The 21,629-nt window shown below is 63.0% G+C and carries 20 protein-coding genes and 2 pseudogenes; 13 read left to right on the plus strand and 9 right to left on the minus strand.

Features of this window, described 5'->3' with window-relative positions:
- Positions 1 to 59: 59 nt before the first annotated feature.
- The 3 genes from NKI54_RS25740 to NKI54_RS25750 all read right to left on the minus strand — a co-directional run bounded on the left by NKI54_RS25740 (position 60) and on the right by NKI54_RS25750 (position 3,272).
- A complete protein-coding gene (locus NKI54_RS25740) occupies positions 60 to 992 on the minus strand; it encodes a substrate-binding domain-containing protein (protein ID WP_352579430.1) in 933 nt (310 codons plus the stop codon).
- A 250-nt stretch (positions 993 to 1,242) separates the two neighbouring features.
- Positions 1,243 to 2,037, minus strand: coding sequence for an SDR family oxidoreductase (locus NKI54_RS25745; RefSeq protein ID WP_352692646.1), 795 nt, complete (start codon positions 2,035 to 2,037; stop codon positions 1,243 to 1,245).
- 77 nt (positions 2,038 to 2,114) lie between these two features.
- Positions 2,115 to 3,272, minus strand: a complete 1,158-nt coding sequence (locus tag NKI54_RS25750) for a fumarylacetoacetate hydrolase family protein (RefSeq protein WP_352452558.1) — start codon at positions 3,270 to 3,272, stop codon at positions 2,115 to 2,117.
- Positions 3,273 to 3,629: 357 nt separating this feature from the next.
- On the opposite strand from NKI54_RS25750, the pseudogene NKI54_RS25755 reads away from it, so the two are divergent.
- The 7 genes and pseudogenes from NKI54_RS25755 (at position 3,630) to NKI54_RS25785 (ending at position 11,006) form a co-directional block, all read left to right on the plus strand.
- A pseudogene (locus tag NKI54_RS25755) lies at positions 3,630 to 4,780 on the plus strand (NAD(P)/FAD-dependent oxidoreductase).
- A gap of 84 nt (positions 4,781 to 4,864) precedes the next feature.
- Positions 4,865 to 5,752: an ABC transporter permease gene (locus tag NKI54_RS25760; RefSeq protein ID WP_352692647.1), complete on the plus strand. Its 888-nt coding sequence runs from the start codon at positions 4,865 to 4,867 to the stop codon at positions 5,750 to 5,752.
- Positions 5,749 to 6,627, plus strand: a complete 879-nt coding sequence (locus NKI54_RS25765; protein WP_352692648.1) for an ABC transporter permease — start codon at positions 5,749 to 5,751, stop codon at positions 6,625 to 6,627. Before NKI54_RS25760 ends, NKI54_RS25765 begins: the two co-directional genes overlap by 4 nt.
- A pseudogene (locus tag NKI54_RS25770) lies at positions 6,612 to 7,681 on the plus strand (ABC transporter substrate-binding protein). Before NKI54_RS25765 ends, NKI54_RS25770 begins: the two are co-directional and overlap by 16 nt.
- A gap of 179 nt (positions 7,682 to 7,860) precedes the next feature.
- Positions 7,861 to 8,469, plus strand: coding sequence for a cupin domain-containing protein (locus NKI54_RS25775; protein ID WP_352692649.1), 609 nt, complete (start codon positions 7,861 to 7,863; stop codon positions 8,467 to 8,469).
- Positions 8,459 to 9,544, plus strand: coding sequence for an ABC transporter ATP-binding protein (locus NKI54_RS25780; RefSeq protein WP_352692650.1), 1,086 nt, complete (start codon positions 8,459 to 8,461; stop codon positions 9,542 to 9,544). Before NKI54_RS25775 ends, NKI54_RS25780 begins: the two co-directional genes overlap by 11 nt.
- A gap of 34 nt (positions 9,545 to 9,578) precedes the next feature.
- A complete protein-coding gene (locus tag NKI54_RS25785) occupies positions 9,579 to 11,006 on the plus strand; it encodes an aldehyde dehydrogenase family protein (RefSeq protein WP_352692651.1) in 1,428 nt (475 codons plus the stop codon).
- A gap of 126 nt (positions 11,007 to 11,132) precedes the next feature.
- On the opposite strand, the gene NKI54_RS25790 is transcribed toward NKI54_RS25785, so the two are convergent.
- Together NKI54_RS25790 and NKI54_RS25795 are read right to left on the minus strand one after the other, a co-directional pair.
- Positions 11,133 to 11,618: an SRPBCC family protein gene (locus NKI54_RS25790; RefSeq protein WP_023674053.1), complete on the minus strand. Its 486-nt coding sequence runs from the start codon at positions 11,616 to 11,618 to the stop codon at positions 11,133 to 11,135.
- Positions 11,615 to 11,965 carry an ArsR/SmtB family transcription factor gene (locus NKI54_RS25795; protein ID WP_023674054.1) on the minus strand — a complete coding sequence of 117 codons (351 nt, stop codon included), beginning with the start codon at positions 11,963 to 11,965 and terminating at the stop codon, positions 11,615 to 11,617. The genes NKI54_RS25790 and NKI54_RS25795 overlap by 4 nt, the downstream gene beginning before the upstream one ends.
- 155 nt (positions 11,966 to 12,120) lie before the next feature.
- Here NKI54_RS25795 and NKI54_RS25800 point away from each other — a divergent pair, with 155 nt between their 5' ends.
- Positions 12,121 to 12,474 (plus strand): ArsC family reductase, encoded by a 354-nt coding sequence (locus NKI54_RS25800; RefSeq protein ID WP_031211032.1) that lies wholly within the window; start codon positions 12,121 to 12,123, stop codon positions 12,472 to 12,474.
- Positions 12,475 to 12,665: 191 nt separating this feature from the next.
- On the opposite strand, the gene NKI54_RS25805 is transcribed toward NKI54_RS25800, so the two are convergent.
- The 3 genes from NKI54_RS25805 to NKI54_RS25815 all read right to left on the minus strand — a co-directional run bounded on the left by NKI54_RS25805 (position 12,666) and on the right by NKI54_RS25815 (position 15,331).
- Positions 12,666 to 13,022, minus strand: coding sequence for a DUF488 domain-containing protein (locus NKI54_RS25805; RefSeq protein WP_031211033.1), 357 nt, complete (start codon positions 13,020 to 13,022; stop codon positions 12,666 to 12,668).
- A 57-nt stretch (positions 13,023 to 13,079) separates the two neighbouring features.
- Positions 13,080 to 14,336: an aminopeptidase gene (locus NKI54_RS25810; RefSeq protein ID WP_352569432.1), complete on the minus strand. Its 1,257-nt coding sequence runs from the start codon at positions 14,334 to 14,336 to the stop codon at positions 13,080 to 13,082.
- 80 nt (positions 14,337 to 14,416) lie between these two features.
- The gene (locus NKI54_RS25815) at positions 14,417 to 15,331 is read right to left on the minus strand and encodes a LysR substrate-binding domain-containing protein (protein WP_352569433.1); all 915 of its coding nucleotides are present in this window, start codon (positions 15,329 to 15,331) and stop codon (positions 14,417 to 14,419) included.
- Positions 15,332 to 15,428: 97 nt separating this feature from the next.
- Between NKI54_RS25815 and NKI54_RS25820 the strand changes: the two genes are divergently transcribed.
- From NKI54_RS25820 to sbmA, 3 genes are all read left to right on the plus strand, one after another.
- The gene (locus tag NKI54_RS25820; RefSeq protein ID WP_023674059.1) at positions 15,429 to 15,635 is read left to right on the plus strand and encodes a hypothetical protein; all 207 of its coding nucleotides are present in this window, start codon (positions 15,429 to 15,431) and stop codon (positions 15,633 to 15,635) included.
- A 152-nt stretch (positions 15,636 to 15,787) separates the two neighbouring features.
- Positions 15,788 to 16,903, plus strand: coding sequence for a YbfB/YjiJ family MFS transporter (locus NKI54_RS25825; protein WP_036237967.1), 1,116 nt, complete (start codon positions 15,788 to 15,790; stop codon positions 16,901 to 16,903).
- Positions 16,904 to 17,017: 114 nt separating this feature from the next.
- Positions 17,018 to 18,295: a peptide antibiotic transporter SbmA gene (gene sbmA, locus NKI54_RS25830; RefSeq protein ID WP_031211034.1), complete on the plus strand. Its 1,278-nt coding sequence runs from the start codon at positions 17,018 to 17,020 to the stop codon at positions 18,293 to 18,295.
- Positions 18,296 to 18,322: 27 nt separating this feature from the next.
- Here the strand turns inward: sbmA and NKI54_RS25835 are convergent, their stop codons facing one another.
- On the minus strand, positions 18,323 to 19,315 hold the full coding sequence (locus NKI54_RS25835; protein ID WP_352635429.1) for a polysaccharide deacetylase family protein: 993 nt from the start codon (positions 19,313 to 19,315) through the stop codon (positions 18,323 to 18,325).
- Between the two features lie 204 nt (positions 19,316 to 19,519).
- Here NKI54_RS25835 and NKI54_RS25840 point away from each other — a divergent pair, with 204 nt between their 5' ends.
- Both NKI54_RS25840 and der read left to right on the plus strand, forming a co-directional pair.
- Positions 19,520 to 20,185, plus strand: a complete 666-nt coding sequence (locus tag NKI54_RS25840; protein WP_023674063.1) for a tetratricopeptide repeat protein — start codon at positions 19,520 to 19,522, stop codon at positions 20,183 to 20,185.
- 6 nt (positions 20,186 to 20,191) lie between these two features.
- Entirely contained in the window at positions 20,192 to 21,625 is a 1,434-nt protein-coding gene (der, locus tag NKI54_RS25845; protein WP_352692652.1) for a ribosome biogenesis GTPase Der, read from the plus strand.
- The last annotated feature ends 4 nt before the right edge of the window (positions 21,626 to 21,629 follow it).

A 21,629-nucleotide genomic window follows, 5' to 3' on the forward strand; every position in this document is an offset into this window, starting at 1 on the left:
GGCGGAATGATGAGACAGTCACGGCCGCCGAAGCGGCCGTGACCAACTCGATCGCGGATTTATTTGCCGGACAGGATCTTGTCGTAGACTGCCGCGGTGTCCTTCTCGTAGAGCGCGCCGGTGATCACGTCGAAGCCGGGTGGAATACCGCTCGCCGCCATGTTGGCGAGCGAGAGCGCGACGTAGCTGGTCGCCTGCGGATCCTGCCACTGCGCGGCATTGACGTAGCCGTTCAGCACTTCCTGGGTGGTGTCGAGCGAGTTGCCCCAGCCGACGACCGGGATTTCGCCCGGCTTGACGCCGACCTGGTCGAACACCCGCTTGATCGAACCGGTGACAAGGTCGCCGAGGCCGATAACCGCCTTGACCTTGGCCCTGTTGGCGGTGAGGTAATCGACCATGCGGTTGATCACTTCGGCCTGGTCGAGCGTCGCTTCGGTGATTTCATAGGTGATGCCGAGCGGCTCGAACACGCTCTTGATGCCTTCCTCTTCCTGGACGCCATAGGTGGCGCCGGGAATCTCGACCGGCATCCAGACGAAGTCGCCCTTCTTCACAAGGCCCTTGTCGACCAGATACTGCGCCCAATGTTTGCCGAAGGTGACGTTGTCGCCGCCGACATAGGCGTTGAAGTCCGCCTTCGGGTCGGGCGTGTTGAAGTTGATGATCGGGATGTTCGCCGCCCGCGCTTCCTTGGCGATCTCCACAAGGCTGCCCGGATCAGGGCTGGTCGTGGTGATGCCGTCGGCCTTGGCGGAAATCGCGGCGCGAACAGCCTCCTGCTGCGACGCCACGTCGCCATTGTGGAACGACGTGTTGACGGTGTTGCCGGTGTCCGTCGCCCATTGCTTGGCCCCGGCAAGGAAGTAGGTCCAGACCGGATCGGCCGGGCCGCCATGCGAAATCCAGTAGAACGTCTTGGCCTGTGCCGCGGCCGGAATGGCCAGCGCCACCACCAAGCCAAGTACAAGCAGTCTTAGCCTCGTCAGCATTTGATTTCCTCCCATTTGAACCGAACTCCTCCTCCGACGACGATCGCGGCCAAAAACCGTGCGCGGCCAAAGCCGTGATCGCATTTGCCAGCGTCGACCTGGGCGCATTAGAGCATTCCCTTTTTCGATCGATGGCAAGCCTCGATTGCCAATGGACGTTGGCGCAAGGCACCACGCCATCAGCAATCCCATCAGATTGCATCAGTTTGGCTGATATTTTCCAGGCGGCCGACGATCGGCCTTGCGACCGTCATGCAATGCTGCGCGGCGGCGCGCCGAGCACGTATTGCTCTAGGTCGATAAGCGTCCCGGTCATCAGCCCGGAGGCGTCGCTGAGCAGGAACAGCGTTAGCTGGGCGACTTCGTCCATGGTCAGCAATCGACCAAGCGGCAGGCCGGCGGCGGCAATCTTTGCCCAGTTTTCGCCCTTGCCCAGCGTGCGCGCCTGCATCTCTTGTTCGGCCGGCGTCGCTACCCAGCCCATGTTGATGCCGTTGACGCGGATGCGATCGGAAAGATGCGCGTTGGCAATGTTTCTGGTCAGCGTCGAAAGCGCGCCCTTGGTTGCGGAATAGATGGCAAGGTCCGGCGCACCGCAATGCGCATTCACCGACAGTATGTTGACGATGGCGCCCGCCGCCCGCCGTGTCTTCATGTCGGCTACGGCCCCCTGCATGAGGAAGAACGGCGCGCGCGCATTGACGGAAAACAACCTGTCCCAGTCGTCGATTGTGCCAGTTTCCAGAGAGGCCCGGTCGGTGAGGGCCGCGGCGTTCACCAGACAATCGATGCGGCCGAGTCTTTTGATCGCTTCCGCCATGACAGCTGCAGGCGCGGCCGGATCTCCAAGGTCGGCCTGGATGAAGACGACGGGCCGGCTTGGTCGTGAAAGCTCTTCGGCGATGCGTCTGCCACGCTCGGCATTGCGGCCGACAATGGCGATCCCTTCGACGCCATCGGCTGAGGCCAGCCGGACGATGGTCTCGCCAAGTCCTTGCGTTCCGCCGGTAACGACAAGGGTCTTGCCCTCAAGAGCGACGATCAATGGACTCTCCCGAATGCCGACGAGCAGGTAATTTCCAATCAGAGAATTCTAGAATCTATCGGATGTAGGGTGGGGGACTAGATGAGGTCGGCCCTGGCAAGGTCGCGCATCAGGTGGCTGGCACCGTAAGTCCAGTGCGGACAGTCGGGCGACAACCGCACCCGGTTGACCAAGGCGCCGAACTTCTCTGACGATATGGTGACGATGTCGCCGACCTTGTGGGTAAAGCCCTTGCCTGTTTCGCCGCGATCCTTCGACGGCACGAACATCGTGCCGAGATAGAGCGCCAGCCCGTCCGGGTATTGGTGATGTGGCCCCATGGCGGCGGCGACCAACTCTTCCGGCGAGCGGCTGATCTCGGCCATCGAACTGGCGCCCTCCAGCGAGAACCCATCCTCGCCTTCGACCTTCAGGCGTACGATCGCCTGCTTCACGTCGCCAATGGAAAATGTCTCGTCGAACAGCCGGATAAAGGGGCCAAGTGCTGCCGAGGCGTTGTTGTCCTTGGCTTTGCCGAGCAGCAGCGCCGAGCGCCCCTCGACGTCGCGCAGATTGACGTCGTTGCCGATCGTCGCCCCGACAATCCTGCCGCTGCTGGCGGCAATCATGGCGATCTCCGGCTCCGGATTGTTCCATGTCGAAACCGGATGCAGGCCGACGTCGGCGCCGAAGCCGACCGAGGCCATCGGCTGGCATTTGGTGAAGATCTCGGCATCGGGGCCGATGCCGACTTCCAGATATTGCGACCAGGCGCCGCGCGCAATCAGCTTGGCCTTGATCTCCATCGCTTCCGGCGAGCCGGGCTTGAGCTTCGACAGATCGTGGCCGATCAGCCCGGCAATGTCGGCGCGAATGGCGTCGGCCTTTTCCGCCGAACCGCGCGCCTGCTCCTCAATAACGCGCTCGAGCAAGCTGACGACAAAGGTGACGCCAGATGCCTTGATCGCCTGCAGGTCGACGGGGGACAGCAGATACGGTTTCCCCGGATCGCGCGCTGTCTCGAAACTGTTGGCGGCAATGGCATCGAGCGGGCCGATCGGCCGCCCCTTGGCCGAGCGGACGTGCCCCGCCGGATCCGGCAATTCGCAAACGTCGCGTACGGTCGGTGCGACATTTGATGTGATGTCGAAGACCGTGCCGTCACGCACCGTGACCACCAGCGGATGGGAAGCATCGCTCGCCCGGGCGCGGCCCACGAAGAGGCCTTCGGCGGGCAAATGTGTGGCGTTCGTCATGGCTTACATTTCCTGTTGTCTTGTCCTTCGGCCGCGGCACTTTCAACAAATTCCCGCCAAAGGTCTATCCCGCTTGCAGGGCGAGCTTTGTCAATTCTTTCAAGCGGTCTTCGCATCGCTGGACCTTGATCGAGCCTGACGTGCGCCAACGGCGACGGAAAACGCTCTTTCAAAATAATGAAACCGTCGCTAGGGTTTTCACCTACTGAAATCTTCAGGTGACGCTTGGTCTTACGGTTTTCCGATCCAATCTGGCAGAAGCCGCGGACAGCCACCGCGTTCCAGTCGCTTTTTCCAGCCGGCCAATGCGTCGATGTCGTTATCGTCGGCGGCGGCATTCTGGGTCTGTCAGCGGCCTTGCACGCTGCCCGGCTCGGCCTTGCCGTCCAGGTGCTGGAGGCCGGCGAAATTGGCAATGGCGCATCCGGCCTGAACGGCGGTCAGGTCATTCCCGGCCTGAAATACGATCCGGACTGGCTGCTGGAGCATTTTGGTCTCGAACGCGGCGAAGCGCTCGTCAACTTTGCCGCCTCGACCGCTGACACCGTCTTCGAATTGATCCGCGACGAAAGACTGGCGGTGCCGTTCGTCCGCAATGGCTGGATCCAGGCCGCGCATACCGAGACCGCGCTGAAAGCGGCGGCGAACCGGGATCGGCAGTGGCGCGCCCGCGGCGCCGATGTCCGGCTGCTGAGCGGGACGGAGATCGCGCGATGACCGGCGCGCAAGGCTATCTCGGCGGCTGGCTCGATCGCCGCGCCGGTGTCATCGATCCGCTCGCCTACACGTTGGAACTGGCGCGCGTCGCTGCAGCGGCGGGCGTAAAGATCGCCGAGCGCCAGAACGTGATGCAGATCAGCAAGAATGCTGGCATTTGGCACGTTTCGACGGAAAGCGGCGCCGAACTCAAGGCCAAGGCGGTCGTTCTGGCGACCAACGCCTATACCGGCGGCCTGCTCCCCGGCCTCGCCAAGACGATCGTTCCGCTGCATTCCTTCCAGATCGCGACAGCGCCGCTATCGTCCAATCTCGCGGCGGCGATCCTGCCGGACGGGCAGGCGGTTTCGGATTCGCGCCGCATCCTCGTCTATTACCGCAAGAGTGCCGACGGCCGGCTGGTGCTTGGTGGGCGCGGCCGCATGGCCTTGCCGAACGGCCCGGCCGACTGGGCGCATCTGGAGCGCGCGCTGCTGCGGCTTTATCCGGCGCTGTCAGACATTGCCATTGAAAAGCGGTGGTTCGGCCGGGTGGCAATGACGCCGGACCATCTCCCGCATATCCACGAGCCAGAGAAGGGTCTGCTGGCGGTCGTCGGTTGCCAGGGCCGCGGCATCGGCCTGATGACCGCGCTTGGCGAGCGCATCGCCTCCTACCTGTCGAGCGGCGACACCAGGCAATTGCCGTTCCCGGTCTCGCCGATCCGGCCGATTCCGTTTCATGCGTTTCGGCAGGTCGGCGTCGCCGCGACGATCGCCTGGTACCGGATGCTGGACGCGTTCGAACGCTGACGTTCATGCCCAAGCATGAAACAGCTTGACAATTTCACAAATATGAAAAAAGCTTAATCGATTTCAAATTTCGATGGACAGCCGATGTCGACCATCGTCGTAACGCAGTCGCTGCCGGAAACCCGGTCTTCGCCGGCCTTCCGCTTCGCCATGCTGCTGCCCGGCGGGCTGGTCACCTTCTTGCTGATCCTTTTCGCCCTCGGCCTCGTGCTTTTCCTCGCCTTCCGCGGCAATGACGGCTCGTTGCTGGGGGCTGGTTTCACCCTTGCGAATTTCGTCACTGTGGCCACCGATCCGCTGTACTGGACGGTGACGCTGCGCTCGCTGGGCATCGCCGGCCTGGTGACGCTGGCAACCGTCGTCACCGCCTATCCCGTTGCCTACTATCTGGCTTTCCATGCCGGGCGGCGGCGCGGGCTGCTGCTGTTCCTGCTGACCCTGCCGTTCTGGACCAGCTATCTCCTGCGCGTCTTCGCCTGGAAGATCGTGCTTGCCTATAATGGCGTGCTCAACTCGGCGTTGATCGAAAGCGGCATCTGGTCGGAGCCGACATTGGCCTTCCTTAATACGCCGGCAGCGGTCGTCGTCACGCTCGCCCACGCTTATGCGCCGTTCGCCATCCTGCCCATCTATGTGGCGCTGGACACCATCCCGAAATCGTTGCTCGAGGCCGCTTCCGATCTCGGCGCAAAACCATTCACCTGTTTCCGCCGCATCGTGCTGCCCAATTCGATGCCGGGCGTGCTGGCGGCCGCTCTCGTCGTCTTCGTGCCGACCGTCGGCGATTATGTGACGCCGGCGCTGGTCGGCGGCCCTGCCAGTACAATGATCGGCACACTGATCCAGGCCGAGTTCGGCAAGGCCAATGACTGGCCGTTCGGCGCCGCACTCGCCGTCGCCGTCATGCTGGTCATTCTCGCCGTGGTGCTGGTGGTGCGCTTCGCCGACCGCCGATACGGCAGCCGCACATGAACACGGCGCGCCTGGACGCAAAGCAAGGCGGCGGCTGGCTGGGTGTCTATGTCCTTGCCTATCTGATGTTCCTGTATTTGCCGATACTGCTGATCCCGCTGTTTTCCTTCAACAATTCGATCCAGGCGGCATTTCCGCTGCAAGGCTTCACGCTTGAGTGGTACGGCACACTTTACGGCAATTCGGCGCTGTCCGGTGCGCTTGCCACCAGCCTCGTCATCGGCGCCATTGCCGCCACCGGCGCAACACTCTGCGGCATCACCGTGTCCTATATGGACCTTTACGGCCGCTCGCCGCTGGCCGCCACGATCAGTGCCATTGCGCGGCTGCCGATCCTGATCCCCGGCGTCATCGTCGGCATCTCGCTGTTGATCCTGGTCAATCTCGCCGGTTTCGGGCCGTCGCGCATTGCCATTGTGCTCGGCCACGTATTGGTGGCGCTGCCGACGACGGTGGTGGTCATGCGCAGCCGCTTCGCCGCCATCCCGAAGACCATCCGCGAGGCAGCGCTCGACCTCGGCGCCTCGGACTGGACGACCTTCAGACGGGTGATGCTGCCGCTCAGCCTGCCCGCCATTATTTCGGCGTTCATGCTGGCCTTCCTGACCTCGTTCGACGAGTTCATCGTCGCCTTCTTCCTTGCCGGCACCGAGCCGACGCTGCCGCTTTATATCTGGAGCCAGCTGCGCTTCCCGAAATCGCTGCCGACCGTCATGGCGCTCGGCACGGCGATCCTGGCCGTGTCGTTCGTCATCGCCGCACTCGCCGAAATCCTGCGCCATCGCGGGCTTGCCGCCACCCGGCGGCCAGCGCCCGCCAGCCTGTCAAAACCAGAAGAAACCGAAAGAGGAGAACTGCAATGGCATTCGACTTGAAATCGATAACGACAAAGACAGCGAAAACCGGACTGGCCGCCTTCGCGCTGGCGCTTGCATCGACTGTCGCCTTTGCCGGCGACAAGCTGCAATATTTCACCTGGTCGGGTTACGAGCTGCCCGACTTCAACAAGAGCTTCCTCGCCGCGCACCCTGATGGCGTCGAAGCCGCGATGTTCGGCGACGACGATGACGCCTTCACCAAGGTCAAGGCCGGCTTCCGCCCCGATGTCGCGCACCCTTGCTATGACAAGGTGGCGCGCTGGAACAAGGAAGGCCTGCTGCAGCCGATCGACACCAAGCGCATCAAGAACTGGGATTCGATCTTCCCGGTCTTCAAGAACCTGCCCGACCTGCAGGCCGGCGACGGCAAGGTTTGGATGGTGCCGTGGGACTGGGGCAATACCTCGATCCTCTACCGCACCGATCTGGTGAAGAACCCGGAAGCCAGCTGGAACCTGCTCTGGGACAAGCAATATGCCGGGCGCATGGCGACCATCGATGCCGTCCACGACACACCGGTGGTGGCGGCCCTTCTGGCCGGCGTCAATCCATTCGACATGACACCGGAACAGATGGACAAGGTGGCGGAAAACTGCGCGAGCAGCGCCCGCTGCTCTCGAACTACACCACCGACATGACCTCGGTCGAACAGGCGCTGGCGAGCGGGCAGTTGGTCGCCGCCATGACCTGGAACGCCTCGGCCACCTCGCTGAAGAAGCAGGGCGTGCCTGTCGAGTTCATGAAGCCGAAGGAAGGCATGCTGACCTGGGCTTGCGGCTTCGTCATGCTCAAGGACGCCAAGAACGTCGATCTTGCTTATGACTTCATCAACAGCCGGCTGGAAACGGATTCCGGAAAGTATCTGATCCAGGCCTACGGCTATGGCAGCTCGACCAGCTCGGCTTTCGCCGCCGTGCCAAAGGAGGAGTTGGAGAAACTGCAGCTGCCTTCCGATCCCGAGGTGATGCTGAAGACCACGATCTTCACCGGGCCGATGAAACAGAATGACGAACTCGCCAAGATGTTCGAGAAGGTCAAGGCAGGCGGCTGAGTTCGCTCTTCCTTCTCCCCTTGTGGGAGAAGGTGTCGCCGAAGGCGACGGATGAGGGGTGTTCCAGATGGCACCGACAGCACTCCGACCAACACCCCTCATCCGTCTCGGCGCTTCGCGCCGATCCACCTTCTCCCACAAGGGGAGAAGGGAAAACCTTACCAAACAAGGACGAACGAATGGACATGCTGGACGAAGCGGCTGAGAAGCCGAAAGACGACGCCGACGTCAGGGTCGGCCGGCGCGTGCGGGCGCTGAGGCTGGAGCGCAATCTCTCGCTGGCCGAACTTGCCGCCAAAGCCGGTGTCTCGATCGGAGCGCTCAGCCAGATCGAGCGCGGCATGTCGTCATTGCGGGTACGCGTGATCTGGCCGCTCGCCGCCGCCCTCGACATCGAGCCGTCGGCGCTGATCGCCGACGGCAACGATGCCGGCAACGATCTCTATTGCGTGCGCGCCAACAGCCGGCGGCAGATCCCGGTCAAGTCGGAAGGCATTGCCAAGGCACTGCTGTCGCCGCCGGCCGCCACGCTCACCGGCATGTTGGTGACGGTGGAAGCCGGCGGCGGCACCGCCGAAGCCTATGCCCATGCCGGCCACGAATTCGGGTTCGTCCTGTCGGGCGAGATCGAGCTGGTGGTCGATTCGACCAGATACGGGCTGAAGGCCGGCGACAGCTTCGCCTTCAAGAGCACCTTGCTGCATGCCTTCCGCAATCCGAGCAGCGAGCGCTGCCAGATCCTGTGGGTCAACACGACCAAGCCGTCCGAGGTTCGCGATGGCGCCTGATCCTCTCGTCCGGCTGGACAAGGTCTCCAAGATGTTCCCCGGCGGCATCGTCGGGCTCGACGCCGTCGATCTCGACATTGCCCGCGGCGAGTTCCTGACCTTGCTCGGACCGTCCGGCTGCGGCAAGACCACCAGCCTGCGGGTCATCGCCGGCTTCGAGGGCCCGTCGAACGGCAGGGTCCTGCTCGAAGGCCGCGACATCACAGCGCTCAGGCCCTTCGGCCGTCCTGTCAATACCGTGTTCCAGGACTACGCGCTGTTCCCACACATGAACGTTGCCGAAAATGTCGGCTTCGGCCTGTCGCTGCGCAAGCTCTCCGGTGCCGAACAGGCAAGGCGCGTCGGCGCAGCGCTCGACATGGTCGGCCTTGCCGAGAAGCTCGGCGCCCGCGTGTCCGAATTGTCGGGTGGCCAGCGCCAGCGCGTCGCACTTGCCCGCGCGATCGTCTGCGAGCCGCGTGTGCTGCTGCTCGACGAGCCGCTGTCGGCGCTCGACGCGCATCTGCGCGAGCAGATGCAGGTCGAACTGAAGCGACTGCAGTCGCGGCTTGGCACCACTTTCGTCATGGTCACGCACGACCAGACCGAGGCGCTGTCGATCTCAGACCGCATTGTCGTCATGAACAAGGGCCGCATCGAGCAGATTGCGCCGCCGGCGACCCTTTACGATCGACCCGCCACCAAATTCGTCGCCAGCTTCATCGGCACCATGAACCTTCTGCAGTCGCGCTTTGTCGGCCGTGACGGCGAGCGCTTGCGGTTCATCGCCGGCGCTCTGCCGCTGGAAGCGATTTCGGATAAAGGCGAGCTGCCTGGCGAGGGCACGGTGCGCACCATCGGCGTGCGTCCGGAGGACCTTTTGGCCACGACCGAGGCGGCGGCCGGTACTGCACCGGTGCGGGTGAACAGCATCGTCTTTCACGGCCGCACCTTGCGCCTTCATGCAGAGTTGGGGCAGGGGACACAGGTGGTGATCGACGCGCCGCGCCGGACAGAGGGTTTTCAATTCAGCGTCGGCGACGTGGCGCATATCAGCCTGCGCCGTGGTGCCAACTGCCCTATGCTGCCTAGCTAGTCTCACTCATTTCCAGAAAACCGGAGCACGGCCCATGAGCAATCATCTCAATTTTTTCATCGGCGGCAAATGGGTCGGCCCCGTGGTTCCGGCAACGCTGGATGTGATCGATCCGTCCACTGAAGAGGCCTACACCAAAATCTCGGTCGGCTCGAAAGCCGATGTCGACAAGGCCGTGGCTGCAGCCAAGGCGGCATTCCCGGCCTTTTCGCAAACGACCAAGGCCGAGCGCCTGAAGCTGCTGAAGCGTATCCTCGAAGTCTACAATGAGCGCTACGAGGACATCGCCCAGGCGGTCAGCCAGGAAATGGGCGCGCCGATCAGGTGGGCGCGCGAGGCGCAGGCCTGGGCGGGCAGGGCGCATATGGAAGCCACTATCAAGGCGCTGGAGGATTACGAATTCAGCGAGAAGCGCGGCACCACCATGGTGGTCAAGGAGCCGATCGGCGTCTGCGCGCTGATTACACCGTGGAACTGGCCGCTCAACCAGATAGTCTGCAAGGTGGCGCCGGCCATCGCCGCCGGCTGCACCGTCATTTTAAAGCCTTCCGAAATCGCGCCGATCAGCGGCATCATCTTTTCCGAGGTGATGGACGCCGCCGGCACGCCGAAGGGCGTCTACAATATGGTGAATGGCACTGGTCCGGATGTCGGCCAGGTCATGGCTGGCCATCCCGATGTCGACATGGTCTCGTTCACCGGATCGACCCGGGCCGGCATCATCGTCGCCAAGACGGCGGCCGAGACGGTAAAGCGCGTCGCGCAGGAGCTCGGCGGCAAATCGGCCAACATCGTGCTGCCCGACGCTGACTTCGAGACGGCGGTGCGCAAGGGTGTCAACGCCTGCTTCGGCAATAGCGGCCAGTCTTGCGATGCGCCGACCCGCATGCTGGTGCCGGCCGCCCGTCACGACGAGGCGCTGACGATCGCCAGGAAGGCCGCCGAACGGCACAAGGTCGGCGACCCGCGCTCGGAGGAGACCAAGCTCGGGCCCGTAGTCAGCAACATCCAGTTCGACAAGATCCAGCGGTTGATCGAGGCCGGTATCGCCGAGGGTGCGACGCTGGTCACCGGCGGCCCCGGCCGGCCGGAACACCTCAACCGTGGCTACTATGTGCGACCGACCGTTTTCGGCCACGTCAGGCCCGGCATGACCATCGAGAAGGAGGAGATCTTCGGGCCGGTTCTGTCGGTCATCTCCTACGATGACGATGATGATGCGGTGAAGATCGCCAACGACACCGTCTATGGCCTGGCTGCCTATGTGCAGTCCGGGGATATCGACCACGCCCGCAAGATTGCCAGCCGCCTGCGTGCCGGCCAGGTCTCGATCAACTATCCGGAATGGGACACGTTCGCGCCCTTCGGCGGCTACAAGCAGTCCGGCAACGGCCGCGAATACGCCGACTGGGCCATCCACGACTTCCTCGAGATCAAGGGCATCATCGGCTACGGCGCCTGAGCGTTCAACATTGGCATTACGCCAACCGTCGAAATTTGTTGCGAGCGTTGGTGCCTCGGCACCGGCGTTCGGTTGAACGGCCACGACGGCTCCGTGGCCGCAATGTGAGTGCGAAGCAGGGTCGCCTCAGATCGTCTTGAGATAGCCGGCCAACTGATCCGCCACCGTGCCCCAGCCGTCGTAGAAGCCCATCTCCTCGTGGCTGTTGCGCGTGGCTTCGTCGCGGTGGATGGCGGTGGCGGTGTAGCGCGTCGTCTCGCCATGCGATTGCAGCGCTATGACGGCTGTGATGAATGGGTCGCCTGACGGCCGGTAGCCGGGCAGCAGCGCATCGGTCCACACCAGCCGCTCGTCCTGGACGATCTCGAGGTAGCAGCAACGCCTATCGTTGACCTCCTTGCCGTCGGGCGACTGCATGCGGGTGCGGAACAGGCCGCCGGGCCGCAGGTCGATCTCGCAATCGGTGATGATCCACGGCTTCGGCGTGAACCATTGGCGGACATGTTCGGGCTCCGTCAAGGCCATCCACAGCAGTTTTCGCGGCGCCTCGATCGTCCGTTCGAGCACGAGGTCGAGCTTCGGATCGGGTTGGAACAACGGCACCGTATTCATCTGTCTTTCTCCTTGAGTTTCAGCACGTAATCGTCGAACTGGTCGAGACGGCGCTCCCACAGCGCACGCTGCTCGGCCAGCCAGTTTTCCGCGAGCTTCAACGGCTCCGGCGCGAGCCGGTAGGTCCTGACGCGGCCGGCCTTTTCCGAATGCACCAGCCCGCAGCCTTCCAGAACCCTGAGGTGCTCGATGAAGGATGGCAGGGCCATCTCGAACGGCCGGGCAAGCTCGCTGACCGAGGCGGGGCTTCGGTTCAGTCGCTCGACCACGCGTCGCCGGGTCGGATCGGCGAGCGCCCGGAAAATGCCGTCAATGGGCGGGGGGCTTTCGGTCTGCAGGCCCGTCATGGTCGTTTCCTTGCCTCAAATTAGCTCGGGAAATAGTTAGGAAGATTCCTTACTATTGGCAAGCGCGAAAATCGCAGACGGCCGGCGAGGCCGCTGGAAAACCGAGAGGCGCGGTTTTAGGGTGCCGTCAGATTCGACTGGTCCGAGGACGCGTTTTGACGATCACCATGTACGGCATCACCAATTGCGATACGGTCAAGAAGGCGCGTTCCTGGCTGGCGAGCCACGATGTTGCCTATCGCTTTCACGACTACAGGGCAGACGGCCTTGACGCGGATCGGCTGAACGGCTGGTCAGGCAAGGTCGGCTGGGAAATTCTGCTCAACAAGGCGAGCACAACGTTCCGTGAACTGTCGGACGAGGACAGACTGGGCCTGGACGAGAAGAAGGCCAAGGCGCTGATGCTGGCCAAACCGACGATGATCAAGCGTCCGGTGCTGGAACTTGGCGACAGGGTTCTCGTTGGCTTCAAGCCTGATGTTTATCAAGAGGCGGTGAGTGGGAAGTAGAACCGACCCGCCGCGATCCGTCGCGCCCCCCTCTGTCCTGCCGGACAGCTCCCCCTCTGGTGGGGAGATTGGATGTCGCTTCGGCTTTCGCTAGTCTCCAAAGAAGGGCGCTTTCGGCGAAGCTGCCAATCTCCCCCCTTGAGGGGGAGATGGCCGGCAGGCCAGAGGGTGGCGCTGTCCCGCCGGTGTGACTAATTGATCTCACGCAAATAGCTCGCCAGTGCCACCGCATTGTTGTGCGCCTCGTCATGGGCGCCGTAGAGCAGCGTCACCTTGCCTTCACGGAGCAAGGCACGTAGTTCCGCCACCGCCTCGCTGTTCCGGTCGAGCTCATCGCGGTATCGCCGCTGGAATTCCGCCCAGCGCGCCGACTCATGACCGAACCATTTGCGCAACGCATTGCTCGGCGCGATGTCCTTCAGCCAGACCGTCAGCGCCGCGTCCTCTTTGCGGACGCCGCGAGGCCATATGCGGTCGACGAGCACCCGCTGCCCGTCATCGGGCGCCGGCGGCTCATAGATGCGCTTGACCGCGAGCCCCATTGCCAACTCCGCATGGGCCAGCAGGCGCCGCTGCTTGCTGGCCTTCGTTTAGAGATCCCGGGCCTAAACCCACTCGCCCTTGCGCATCACCGGCACGCGGCTGCCGTCCTTATGGACACCGTCTATGTCGATCTTGTCCGAGCCGATCATCCAGTCGATGTGGATGAAACTCTTGTTGCCGCCGCGCGCCGCGATCTCGTCCTGGCTGAGCGAGGCGCCGTCGACGAAGCACTTCGAATAGCACTGGCCGAGCGCGATGTGGCAGGCGGCGTTCTCGTCGAACAGCGTGTTGAAAAACAGCAGCCCGCTCTTGGCGATCGGCGAGGAATGCGGCACCAGCGCCACCTCGCCGAGACGGCGCGAGCCTTCGTCGGTATCGAGCACCTTTTGCAGCACATCCTCGCCCTTCGTGGCCTTGGCCTCGACAATGCGGCCCGCCTCGAAACGCACCGCAATGCCGTCGATCAGGGTACCCTGATAGGACAGCGGCTTGGTGCTGGTGACATGGCCTTCGACGCGCCTTGCATGCGGCGTGGTGAAAACCTCTTCGGTCGGGATGTTGGGGTTGCAGGTGATGCCGTTCTTGGCGGTCGAGGCGCCGCCCATCCACTCGTGGCCGTCGGCCAGCCCGACGGTCAGGTCGGTGCCGGGGCCGGTGAAATGCAGTGCGTGGAAATTGTGGCCGTTCAGCCATTCGGTGCGGCTCTTCAACGCCGCATTGTGCGCCGTCCAGTTGCCGATCGGGTCTTCGACATCCACGCGCGAGGCGGCAAAGATAGCGTCGGCGAGCTTGGCCACGGCGACGTCTTCGGCATCGTCCGGAAATACCTGCTTGGCCCAGGCCTCATCGGGATAAGCGACGATGTTCCAGTTGATGTCGAAGCCGGTGATCTTCTCCAGCGCCGGCTGGTAAGCCATCGAATTCGCCTTGTTGGCACGCGCCACCTTTGCCGGGTCCTGCGCCGAAAGCAGCGACGGATCCTCGCCGCGCACGGCAAGCCTCGCCGCATTGTTGGCGAAGGCTTTTGTCATGCCTTCATAGAGCCAGCCGGCGGCGCGGTCGAAGCCGGCGTCGGCGCCGTAGCGGAAGCGCGCGAGAGTGATCTCATCGTCGTTGAAGATCGGCGTCACCAGGCCCGCGCCTGCCTTGTAGGCGTGCTCGACGATCCGCCGCGTCAAAGGCAGCGCGGCAATAGACGAGGTCAGCACCAGATCCTGCCCCGGCTGCAATTGCAGCCCGACCTTGACGGCGACCTCCGCCAGCCTGTCGAGCTTCACCGGGTCGATGCTTGCGGAAACGCCGCGCGAATGTGTGGTCATGATCCTGCCTGCCGTGATTGGGGACTGTTTCTTACATAGACCGGCGCTGCCGACCTTTCCACTGTGATGTGCCGGCAGGTTTAGCGCGTGCTCTCGAGCGACCTGAACTGCGCCATCGTCGCCTCGATCTCTTCGCGGATCCAGGTCTTGAAATCCCTGACCTTACGGCTTTCGCTCTTGATGGCCGAGGTCACCAGCCAATAGCCGAGCCCGCTCTGGGCGCGTATGCCGAACGGCGCAACGAGACGGCCGTCGGCCAGCGCGTCGGCGGCCAGCAACTGCCAGCCGAGCATGACGCCGTGGCCGGCAATCGCCGATTCCAGGCACAGCATCGGATCGGTGAAGCGCGCGCCCTTCATGAAGGTGACAGGCTCCACTCCGGCCGCTTCGAACCAGCTCTCCCAACTGATCATCGATCTTTCGTCCGTGATCGCACAGGTCAAAGCAAGGTCCTCGATCGATTTCAGCTTGCTGGCGATCACCGGTGCACAGACCGGAAACACCTCCTGCGCCAGCAGCAATTCGGCCCGCCCGCCCGGCCATTTGCCGTCGCCGAGCCGAATGGCGACGTCGATGTCCGAACGATCGAGATCGGCAAGCCGCACCGAGGCATCGATGCGCAGAAGCACGTTCGGATGCCGGGCGAAATGCCGCGACAGCCGCGGCAGCAGCCATTTCGAGGCGAAAGCCGGCGCCACCGAAACCACCAGCGTGCACTCCGAGCTTTCATCGGCAAGCGCCACCGCCTGTGCGAGTTCGCGGAAGCCTGCGCTGAGCCGCGCGGTAAAGACGGTGCCGAATTCCGTCGCCACCAGGCCAGCTGGCGTTCGTTCGAATAGCGCCCGGCCGAGCTGCTTTTCTGTTCGGTTGATCTGCTGGCTGACGGCGCTGACCGAGACGTTGAGCTCGCCGGCCGCCGCCGCGAGCGAGCCCAGGCGGGCAACAGTTTCCACGGCGCGCAAGCCGTTGAGATGGACGCGGTTCAGAGTAGCCATACAGTTTTTCTAAACTGGAGCGGCTGAAATCTCAATTGCCAGACGCTAAGGAACGGCGGATTCTAAGTGGGCTACTCAGAGTGAGGAGGCAAATCCGATGAAGATTTTGTCATGGCTTGGCGCCTTTTCCCCGATCGGGGCGCAGCCGCACCGGGATGACAGCCAGGCCACCAGCTGGGTGACCGATCCGCTGTCGCATCCGGTGCTCGACACCATGTCGGAGCGCGAACTCGCCGACATGCCATTCAGGCTGACCGCGTGTCGTACCCGCTTCGAGACGGCGCCAAGGACCTGCTGCGGCTGAACAAGGACTTGCTGGCACTTCAGGTGAGCCGGCCGCCGACGCGGCTGCGCAACCCTTCTGGCCCAACAAAAGGCGGATTGTCTGACCGGCAGGCGCACCTATTGTGCATCGCGATGAAAGCCGCTTCGCCCTTGCGCCTGGCAATCGCCGGCATGATTGCCCTGGCCGTCGCCATGGGAATCGGCCGCTTCGTCTATACGCCGATCCTGCCTGGCATGATGGAAGAGCTCGGCCTGTCGCCGGCTGATGCCGGCTGGATCGCATCGGCCAATTATCTCGGCTATCTCGTCGGCGCGCTTGCCGCCACCGGCGGCTGGGCGCAAGGCCGCGAGCGCCAGCTGATGCTGGCCGGCCTTGCCGCCACCGCGATCCTCGCCGGCCTGATGGGCCTGAGCGGCACCATGCCCGGCTTTCTCCTCATCCGCTTTCTTGCCGGCCTCGCCAGCGCCTTCGTGCTGGTCTTCATGACCAGCATCGTTTTCGGTCATCTCGCGGCGGCCGGGCGAAACGACCTGCAGGCGCTGTATTTCGGCGGTGTCGGCCTCGGCATCGCGGCGTCCTCGGCGCTGTTGGCAGTCCTCGTCACCGAACATGCCGGCTGGGCGGCGGGCTGGCTGTGGTCCGCGGTGATTTCGGCCTGCGGCTTTGCCGTCGTCGCCTTGCTGGCCGGCGGCACCTCGGCCGCGAACAGCACCACCGGGAGCGAGCCGGCACTGCCGAAAGACCGGTCGCTGGTGAAGATCATCGTCGCCTACGGCCTGTTCGGCTTCGGCTACATCGTCACGGCAACGTTCCTGGTCGCCATCGTCCGCCAGGGCGGCGGCGGCCGCGTCTTCGAGGCCGTGGTCTGGATGGTCACCGGACTTGCCGGTTTCCCATCGGTCTGGCTGTGGCAGAAGCTTACGGCTAAAATCGGGCTCTATGCCACCTACGCCCTGGGGTGCCTGGTCGAGGTGGTCGGCGTCAGCGCCAGTGTCGTCATGGGCGGGCGCACCGGGCCGCTGCTCGGCGGCCTTCTTGTCGGCGGCACCTTCATCGCCATAACCGCGCTTGGCCTCCAGGCCGGACGGCAGCTTGCCCCGCAAGCACCACGCCGGATGCTGGCGGTGATGACGGCCGCCTTCGGCCTCGGCCAGATCATTGGCCCGATCGTCGCCGGTCTGCTTGCGCAGGCCTCGGGTAACTTTTTCCTTGCCTCGATCGTGGCCGCCGCCGTCCTGCTCGCCTCGGGTGCGATCGCCTGGTCGGCTGCGCCAAAATCGCCATGATTATGGTCTTGCTCGGCGCCGGGCGTTGGGCACGGGCATTTTCTTTCCCGCTAATGTGTGACTTTATGCCCGCTGAACCCGCTGATTTGCGCATCGACCGAGGATTTCGCCACAGTGTTCGTATCGTTTTTTCCGCAGCCGAAGCTGTTCTTCAGTTCGGTCGCCGTCTGGAGCCTCGCGGCCGTTCTGTTTTGGTTTTTTGGAGGAGAGCAACTTGGAGCAGTGTTTGGACTGCCCCCGATGGCCGCCGGCGTCGACAAGATCATTGGCGTGTCGCTCTTTTGGTCGAAGCCATTTCTCTGGTTCTATATATATTTTGCGGCTGTCGTCCTCATCTTCTACGGCTTTTGGGCCTGGTACCGACCTCATCCATGGCGGAATTGGTCGATCCTTGGCACCTCACTGATTCTCTTTGTGATCTATTACCAGGTGCAGGTAAATGTCGCCTTCAATGACTGGTATGGCCCTTTCTACGATCTTATTCAGAAGGCTTTAGGCACACCGTACTCTACGACGCCGTGGGACTTCTATATCCAACTGCTGACAATCATGTGGATTGCGCTTCTGGCTGTGACCGTTGGCGCCCTCAACCGGTTTTTTGTAAGTCATTGGATATTTCGTTGGCGCACCGCAATGAACGAATACTACATGACCAACTGGGAAAGATTGAGGCGCATCGAAGGTGCGTCCCAGCGTGTTCAAGAAGACACGATGCGCTTCTCCAGCACGATGGAGGATCTGGGCGTAAGCTTAGTCGGGTCCATCATGACACTGATAGCGTTCCTTCCCGTGCTGCTGCATCTCTCTGAAAACGTCACGGAACTGCCGATTGTCGGCACGGTGCCTTACTCCCTGGTCGTTGTAGCAATCCTTTGGTCGGCCTTCGGAACTACTTTCTTAGCTGCGGTAGGAATCAAACTGCCGGGTCTCGAATTCCGCACCCAACGTGTCGAGGCAGCCTACCGCAAAGAATTGGTCTATGGTGAGGACGATGCAGATCGCGCCCAACCGCCAACTGTCGCTGACCTTTTTAGAAGTGTAAGAAGCATCTATTTTCGTAAATACTTCCACTACTTATATTTTAACGTCGCTAGAATATTCTATCTACAGATCGACAATATATTTCCATATATTGTTCTTGTCCCTACGATGGTCGCGGGAAAGATCAAGCTCGGCGCTCTGAACCAGATTCTCAACTCCTTTGAGCAGGTCCGATCTTCATTTCAGTATCTGGTCAATGCCTGGCCGACGGTCGTGGAACTGATCTCGATCTACAAACGCTTGCGCGCCTTCGAGGCCACGCTCGAAGGCGAGCCGCTGCCGGAAATCGACCAGCGTTATCTCGAACGTGAGCAAGCCGGCTTGCGTCCGGAGGATCAGCCGGCAAGCTGAGATGGGGCAGCGGCGATCACTTGCGGCTCAGCCGCCCACCGCTGCCTGTCTTTCGCCTCGCCGCGAAACGTAGTCGCGAAAACTGATGCACTCGACATCGGACCTGGTGCAGACCTCGCCGGCAAAGCGTTCCAGCGCGTTCCAGTAGGCGCCGTCGTTCATCAGCGTGAAATGGAAGCCGAGCTCAAGCGGAATGCGCTTGCCCTGGTATTGCGCGTCGAAGGCGGCGCGAAAGGCCTTATAGGTCCGGTCGGCAAACTCTTCTGCCATGCTCGGCCGCTCGAAGCCGCCGGAATGCCTGACATAGAGATTGTAGTCCATGGCGATCACACGCCTTGAGTTCGGCCCTTCCGGGATCTGCGGCAGCGAAAAGCGCGTGATGCCGTTGACGGTTGGCGGCTCGACCGGCCCACGCGAGACGCCGCTTGCGTCGAGCAGGAAACCGGCCGCGGGCAGCGCCTCGTAGAGCGCCTTGTTTGCCGACAGATAAGGCGCGCGGAAGCCGACCACCGATTTGCGGGCGAAATCGCGCCAGCCCTTCGGTTCGGGAGCGATGCCGTTGATCGAATAGGCGTTTTGGAGAATGTGCTTGAACGAGCCGAACTCGCTCAGCCAGTCGGCCTTGCTCCAGTCCTTGCCGTCGAAGTGCCCACAGCCATGGCTGCCGATGTCGTGGCCTTCCGACGCCGCAAGGTTGATCTGCTCGAGGCGCTCGGCGATTTCCTGTTTGGAGGCGGCAAAGCCGATGTTTGATTTGCCGGCTGTCTTGCCGGGTGCGGTGTATTCCTTGCGCGTCTCGGGCGACAGCAGGAACACGCAGGAGACAAAATAGGTGAAGTGCGCACCTGTGCGCGCGGCCAGCGCCCGGCTGCGCTGCCACTGCGAAATGTCGCGGGCGCTGTCGAATGAGATGATCACGACCTGTTTCGGCTTTGCCGGCGCCGCCGGCGGGTCGGCGCAAGCCGCGCCGGCAGCAAACACGGCAATGGAAAACGCAATAACGCGGGACAAACGGGGCAAAGGCATCTGACCGGATCAAGGAATGTAGAAGCGACGCCTACCGGTGAAATATGGCACGGGTAGGATCGACCTGTACGGCCGCCGTTGGCCGCGACTGCCTCGTGAATAGGCGATTTTCCTGCCGAACCCCTTCCATGCCGGCAAAATTTCGCTAAAACGCGGGCTCATCAACCGCCCCGGCCGGGGCATGAATGGTTTTGATCCATGTCGGACGACAGTTTTATCCGCGAAGTCAACGAAGAGATTCGTCGCGACCAGGCGCATGCGCTGTGGGATCGTTTCGGTCCCGCCTTGCTTGTGCTGGCTGTGCTGGTGGTGCTCGGCACTGCCGCTGTCGTCGGCTACCGCTATTGGGACGAAACTCGCGCCAACCGCTCGGGCGATGCTTTTTCGCAGGCGCTCAAGCTTGCCAATGACGGGAAGAACGACGAGGCGCTTGCCGCTCTGGAGGCGTTGGAGAAGGACGGCTACGGCGCCTATCCGCTGCTCGCCCGCATGCGCGCGGCAACCGTCAAGGCGGACAAGGGCGACGTCGACGCCGCCGTCAAGGATTTCGACGAGGTCGCCGCCGACACCAAGATCCCCTCCGGCATTCGCGACATGGCTCGTCTCAGGGCAGCGCTGCTTCTGGTCGACCACGGCTCTTTCGCCGATGTCTCCAGCCGCGTCGAGGCGCTCACCGCCGACACCAACACGCTGCGCCATACGGCGCGCGAGGCGCTTGGCCTTGCCGCCTGGAAGGAAGGCAAGGCGGCCGATGCATTGAAGCTGTTCGACCAGATCGCCGCGGATGACGGCGCCCCGCGCAACACGCGCGAGCGGGCGACTTTGATGTCCGAGCTGATCCGCGGCTCGGGCGGCGTGTCGTGATAGTCCATGACCTTCAAAGTCGCCATCATCGGCCGGCCTAACGTCGGCAAATCGACCCTTTTCAATCGGCTGGTGGGAAGGAAGCTGGCGCTTGTCGATGATACGCCCGGCGTCACTCGCGATCGCCGCGTCCATGCCGCAAAGCTCTACGACCTGCATTTCGACGTCATCGACACCGCCGGCTTCGAGGATGCGGCTGCCTCGACGCTGCCCGGCCGCATGCGCGCCCAGACCGAGATCGCCATCCGCGAGGCCGACCTGATCTTTTTTACGATCGATGCCAAGTCCGGGCTGATACCCGACGACAAGACGTTCGCCGAGATCGTGCGCAAGTCCGGCAAGCCGGTTGTCGTCGTTGCCAACAAGGCTGAGGCGCGCGGCGCCCAGGGCGGCATGCTGGAGGCCTGGGAGCTCGGCCTTGGCGAACCGATCCCGGTCTCGGCCGAACACGGCCAGGGCCTGCCCGATTTGCGCGACGCGGTGATCGCAGCACTTGGCGAGGCGCGCGCCTTCGGCGAGGACGAAGAGGCCGGCGAGGATGAGGTCGCCGCCAGCGAGGTGCTGATCGGCGAGGACATCACCGACCCGGACGCCGAGCCGGGCTATGACGACACCAAGCCGATGCGCATCGCCGTCGTCGGCCGCCCCAACGCCGGCAAGTCGACGCTGATCAACGCACTGATCGGCGAAGAGCGGCTGTTGACCGGTCCTGAGGCCGGCATCACTCGCGATTCCATCTCGGTCGACTGGGACTGGCATGGCCGCCGCTTAAAATTGTTCGACACCGCCGGCATGCGCCGCAAGGCCAGGATCCACGAAAAGCTCGAAGTGATGTCGGTGCAGGACGGCTTGCGCGCCATCCGCTTTGCCGAGATCGTCATCATCGTGCTCGACGCCACCATTCCCTTCGAGAAGCAGGATCTGCAGATCGCCGACCTGATCATCCGCGAGGGCCGTGCCCCGGTGATCGCCTTCAACAAATGGGACCTTGTCGATCATCCCCAGGAGTTGCTGGCCGAGCTGCGCGAAAAAACCGAGCGGCTGCTGCCGCAAGCGCGCGGCATGCAGGCGGTGCCGGTGTCGGCCGAGACCGGGCGTGGCCTCGACAAGCTGATGGACGCTGTCATCAGGACGCATCGAGTTTGGAACAGCCGTGTGTCGACCGGCAAGCTCAACCGCTGGCTGGAAGGCATCCTGGCGCATCATCCGCCGCCCGCTGTCGCCGGGCGTCGGCTGAAGATCAAATATGTCACGCAGGCCAAGACGCGGCCGCCGGGCTTCGTCGTCTCCTGCTCACGTCCGGATGCGATGCCGCAATCCTACGTCCGCTATCTCTCGAACAGCCTGCGCGAGGCTTTCGACATGCCCGGCGTGCCGATCCGCATCGCCTTGCGCACCTCGGACAATCCTTTCGCCGGCAAGGCAAAGAAGCGCCACTGAGCCT

Origin of the sequence: Mesorhizobium sp. M0663, from assembly GCF_040320585.1 — a bacterium.
Classification (GTDB): domain Bacteria; phylum Pseudomonadota; class Alphaproteobacteria; order Rhizobiales; family Rhizobiaceae; genus Mesorhizobium.